Source organism: Chromobacterium aquaticum (assembly GCF_021129195.1).
Taxonomy (GTDB): Bacteria; Pseudomonadota; Gammaproteobacteria; order Burkholderiales; family Chromobacteriaceae; genus Chromobacterium; species Chromobacterium aquaticum.
The window spans coordinates 1-4,556 of sequence record NZ_JAJOHW010000231.1 but is presented as its reverse complement, the minus strand read 5'-3'; the positions used below and the strand labels follow the sequence as shown (position 1 = coordinate 4,556).

Genomic DNA, 4,556 nt, shown 5'->3' with positions numbered 1-4,556 from the left:
AGACTTTGAACAGGTTCTTACTGGCCGGGCAGCTTCCATTCCCCCTTGCTGCGGAACGGCACTCGGCCCATGCCGTTCAGGTCTTCCAGCGTGCCGTTCAGCTGGTATTCCAGCTTGCCGCCGTTGCCGGCCTCCATCGCCTTGCCAATCTGTTTCAGCCAGCCGGCCAGCGAGGTGTGCAATTGCAGCGTGATCAGGCCTTCGCCCAGCGCCGGCACCGCGATCGCCTGATTGCTGACTCCCGTGGCCAGCTTCTCGCCAGCCACGTTCAGTTCCAGCGTCATGCCCTTGGCGTTCAAGGCCAGGTTGTTGGGGTTGCTGACCCGCAGGCTGACTTCGAAGCTTTGTTCGAACAGGGTGGTCTTGCCGGGCTTGACGTCGGCGATGCTGATCTGCGGTTTCTGATAGTTTAGCGCCGCGCAGCCGCTCAGCAGCAGCGCGAACAGGGCGATGCCCAGATATCGTTTCATATTCGGTTTTCCTTGGTTTGACTGGTTTTATTCCAAACCGCCCAGCACATCGCGTGTCACCGCCAGCCAGGCGCGCGCCGCGTGCGACAAGTATCCGTTCTTCTGCCAGATCAGCGCCAGATGCCAGACCAGCTTGGGCTCGGCCAGCGGAATCACATCGTAGGCGGCGCGGTCCAGCCGTTCGACGATGGAGCGCGGCAGCAGGGTGACGCCCATATGGGCGGAGACCANNGCCCAGCTCGCGGAAGGCGTCGCTGACCCGGCGCGCCAGCGTGAAATCCTGCGGATAGAGCACGAAGGGCTGATCGGCGATCTGCTCCAGCCGCACCACGCTCTGACCGCGCCAAGGCGAGCCGGCCGGCGCCACCAGGCATAGCGGGTCGCGCACCACGGCGAACTGGTCGAAAGCCTGATTATCCACCGGCAGCACCGCCACGCCGATTTCCAGCTCGCCGCTGCGCACGCTGCTTTCTATCGCCAGCGCGCCATCCTCCACCATTTTCAGTTCGATCTGCGGGTAGCGCTGACGGAAGCTGCTGACCACCGGCGCGAAGAAGGCCACGCCCACCATCGGCGGCAGGCCGACCACCAATTCCCCGCGCTTGAGCGCGGACAAGTCGGACAGCTCGGTCTTCAACTGGTTCATCGCCGACAGCACGTCCAGGCCGCGCTCATAGGTGGCGCGGCCGGCGTCGGTGAGCCGGAAGCTGCGGCCCTCGCGCAGGATCAGCGGGCAGCCCAATTCCTCTTCCAGCTGGCGCACCATCTTGCTGATGGTGGGCTGGGTCACATAAAGGGCTTCGGCCGCCTTGGTGAAGCTGTGGCGTTTGACCACTTCGATGAAATAGCGCAGCGCGCGGATGTCCATATGTGCTTGTCCGGATCATGTATTCCAGATTGGAATGCGTGAAATAATTTTAATTCATTTTTTGAATGCATGTCGGCGCTCTATACTCGAAGCACTCCCTGTGTTGTGTAGTGGCTCAATCATGGCAAACCCGAATCTTTCCGCATTCAAGCAAGTGGCGCTGACCGTAGGTCAAGTGGCGCTGCTGAGCGTGGTGTGGATCGCGGCCAGCCAGTTGAGCAGCCATTTCCTGCCTGTGGTGCCTGCCGGCGTGCTGGGTATGTTCCTGGTGCTGGCGGCGCTCTGGCTGGGCTGGTTGCCGCTGGCCTGGTGCCGTAGCGGCGCCCGCTGGTTGTTGGCCGAAATGTTGTTGTTCTTCATTCCCGCCGTGGTGGCGGTGATCCAGTACCCGGACGTGATCATGGCCGCCGGGCTGCGGATCGTGGCGGTGATCGTGCTGTCCACCTTGCTGGTGATGGCGGTGACCTCCTGGGTGGTGGACAAATGTTACCGGCTGGAGGTCGCCATGCGCTGGCATGGCCGCCAGAAACAGGTGAAGACGCATGGAGCATGAGATTGCACTGGCCAGTCTGCTGATTACCGTTGTTTTGTACGGACTGGTCAAAAGGTTTTATCTGAAAAAGCGCAATTGGTGGAGCGCCCCGATTCTGGCGGTGCCGCTGTTGGTGATTGCGCTGGTGGTCCTGGCCAAGGTGCCGTACCGGGTGTATTTCGAAGACACCCGCTGGCTGACCTGGATGTTGGGCCCGGCCACGGTGGCTTTCGCGGTGCCGATCTACGAGCACCGCGCGATGATACGCCGGCACTGGCTGTCGCTGAGTTGCGGCGTGCTGGTGGGCATGCCGGTGGCGGTGTTCAGTTCGATCTGGCTGGCGCGTCTGTTGGGCTTGTCGGATTTGCTGCAGCGCAGCCTGGCGCCGCGTTCGATCAGCACCCCGTTCGCGCTGGCCACGGCTTCCGGTATCGGCGCCTCGCCGGATCTGACCGCGGTGTTCGTGGTGATGACCGGGGTGTGCGGCATGTTGCTGGGCGAAGTGATGCTGGCCTTGCTGCCGCTGCGCTCCAGCCTGGCGCGCGGGGCTCTTTTCGGCGCAGCCGCTCACGCGGCCGGCACCGCCAAGGCCAGCGAGCTGGGCGCCGAAGAAGGCGTGGTGGCCAGCCTGACCATGATGCTGGGCGGCTTGGCGACGGTGTTCGCCGCGCCGCTGATAGGTTTGTTGTTGTAGCTTTGTGTGTGTACTTGTTGTGACCCGCATACCCGTGGGGTGGCGTGCGGTGGTTTCTCCTCATCTCCCCAAACGAGCGTTGTTAGGGCCGACCCAGTGGGTTGGCCCCTTTTTTTGCCCATTCCGCTGCGCATGGACGATAAAAAACCCGGCCGGAGCCGGGTTGAGTATCTAGATCGTTCAGCCCATTTGCTGCGGCGTGATCATGATCTCCACGCGGCGGTTGCGCGCCTTGCCGCTGTCGCTGGCATTGCTGGCCACTGGCTGGGCCGCGCCGTAACCCATGGTGCGCACCCGCACCGAGTTGACGCCCTGGCCTTGCAGGTATTCGGTCACCGACTGGGCGCGTTTCTCCGACAAGGTCTGGTTGTAAGCGGCGGCGCCGCTGCTGTCGGTGTGGCCGGCCACGGTGATCGAGGTGTCGGGGAATTGCACCAGCACGCCGGCGATGTCGGTCAGCGGCTTTTGCACCTTGTCGTTCAACTGGTAGCCGTTGGTGGGGAAGGTGATATTGTTGGGCAGCGATAGCTTGAGCTGGTCGCCGATGCGCTCGACGGCGATCTGGCTGTTCTTCAGCTTCTCGCGCAGTTGTTTTTCCTGGTAATCCATATAGCCGCCGATGCCGGCGCCGATCGCGCCGCAAGCCAGCGCCGAATTGCGGGCGCCCTTGCCGCCATGGGTCAGCGCGCCCACCAGGCCGCAGGCCGCCGCCCCGCCCAGTCCGTAAAGGGCGGTCTTGCTGATTTCGGTCTGGCCGGTCTGCGGATTGGTGGTGCAGGCGGACAGGGCCAGCGCGACCAGGGTCGCGACGGCGGTGGCGGGCTTGAACAAATGGGTCATTGCTTCTCCACGGAAGGATGATGAGGGTGCGGGTCCTGGCCGAAGGGCGTGTGGCAAACGCAGGGCTCGCCTTCGGACGCCTCCACCAGGGTTTGCAGAATGCCGCATTCTGCCACGGTATGGTGATCGTGGCAGCGGTCACGCAAGGCCAGCAGCTGCTGCTCCAGCAGGCGCAGGCTTTCCACTTGCTGATGCACCTTGCTGATCTGCTGGTCTATCAGTTGATTGATGTCGTCGCAGGCCAGCGAGGAGTCGGCCTTGAAGGCGGCCAGTTGGCGGATATCGGCCAGCGACATGCCCAGCGAGCGGCAATGCAGGATGAAATTCAGTTCGCCCAATTGTTCGGCGTTATAGCGGCGGTAGCCGGAAGCGCTGCGCTGCGGCGCGGACAGCAGGCCTTCGCGCTCGTAATAACGGATGGTTTCCACTTCGCAGCCGGTCTGGCGCGCCAGTTCTCCAATCAGCATCTCAGTTCTCCCGCAAGATACCCGCCGATAGGGCGGTGGCGGCGACTTGCCGCCGGATGAGAAAATTTTAGCAAAAAAACTTGACCTTGTAGCGACTACAGGGTTTGCAATGAGGCTATATTCATCCGAACCAGGGAGGCAACCATGTTCCATCCAGCGCAAAGAAAGCGGCGCGGGCTTGCGCCGCATGCCGGCCATGCTTCTTGCCGCGGCGGGGAGGGCAAGCCCGATCCGCGCACGAAGGACGATTGCTGCGGCCACAAACTGGAGGCGGCGCTGCCGGCCCAGCCATCCGCCGCGCACGATCATGAGCACGGCCACAAGCACGACCACGACCACGACCACCAGCATGCGGGCCAGGCCTGCTCGGGCCACGACCACGGCGCGGAAGCGCCGCGCGCGGTGTCCTTGGGCGAGGGCGGCCGGCAGCAGGCGCGCTTGCATATCCAGGCGATGGACTGTCCGACCGAGGCCAAGCTGATCGAAAAAGCCTTGGGCGGTATGACGGGGGTGGCCGCGCTGGAGTTCAACTTCATCGAGCGGGTATTGCTGGTGCGTCACGATCTGCCCAATCTGGACGGCGTCAAACAGGCCATCGCCAAGGTGGGCATGAAGGCGGTGGAGCTGACGGACGCCTCGGCGCCGGTGGAACAGCCCAAGGCCTCGCGCCGCGGCAATTGGCTGC

General features: G+C 63.4%; 6 protein-coding genes and 1 pseudogene. 3 read left to right on the top strand and 4 right to left on the bottom strand.

The window, feature by feature from the left end; translation table 11 throughout:
- Positions 1-17 precede the first annotated feature (17 nt).
- Both LQT98_RS23270 and LQT98_RS23265 read right to left on the bottom strand, forming a co-directional pair.
- Entirely contained in the window at positions 18-470 is a 453-nt protein-coding gene (locus LQT98_RS23270; RefSeq protein WP_231465563.1) for an LEA type 2 family protein, read from the bottom strand.
- Between the two features lie 27 nt (positions 471-497).
- Positions 498-1,338, bottom strand: a pseudogene (locus LQT98_RS23265) (LysR substrate-binding domain-containing protein).
- A 121-nt stretch (positions 1,339-1,459) separates the two neighbouring features.
- On the opposite strand from LQT98_RS23265, the gene LQT98_RS23260 reads away from it, so the two are divergent.
- Together LQT98_RS23260 and LQT98_RS23255 are read left to right on the top strand one after the other, a co-directional pair.
- Complete coding sequence (locus tag LQT98_RS23260) at positions 1,460-1,891, top strand: CidA/LrgA family protein (RefSeq protein ID WP_048411392.1); 432 nt, start codon at positions 1,460-1,462, stop codon at positions 1,889-1,891.
- Complete coding sequence (locus LQT98_RS23255; protein ID WP_048411393.1) at positions 1,881-2,564, top strand: LrgB family protein; 684 nt, start codon at positions 1,881-1,883, stop codon at positions 2,562-2,564. The genes LQT98_RS23260 and LQT98_RS23255 overlap by 11 nt, the downstream gene beginning before the upstream one ends.
- Before the next feature lie 180 nt (positions 2,565-2,744).
- Here the strand turns inward: LQT98_RS23255 and LQT98_RS23250 are convergent, their stop codons facing one another.
- Positions 2,745-3,404 (bottom strand): OmpA family protein, encoded by a 660-nt coding sequence (locus tag LQT98_RS23250; protein ID WP_231465561.1) that lies wholly within the window; start codon positions 3,402-3,404, stop codon positions 2,745-2,747.
- Positions 3,401-3,871 (bottom strand): Cd(II)/Pb(II)-responsive transcriptional regulator, encoded by a 471-nt coding sequence (locus LQT98_RS23245; protein WP_231465559.1) that lies wholly within the window; start codon positions 3,869-3,871, stop codon positions 3,401-3,403. The genes LQT98_RS23250 and LQT98_RS23245 overlap by 4 nt, the downstream gene beginning before the upstream one ends.
- A 144-nt stretch (positions 3,872-4,015) precedes the next feature.
- Here LQT98_RS23245 and LQT98_RS23240 point away from each other — a divergent pair.
- Positions 4,016-4,556: cation transporter (locus LQT98_RS23240; protein WP_331282592.1), on the top strand; the 541-nt coding region annotated here is incomplete at its 3' end.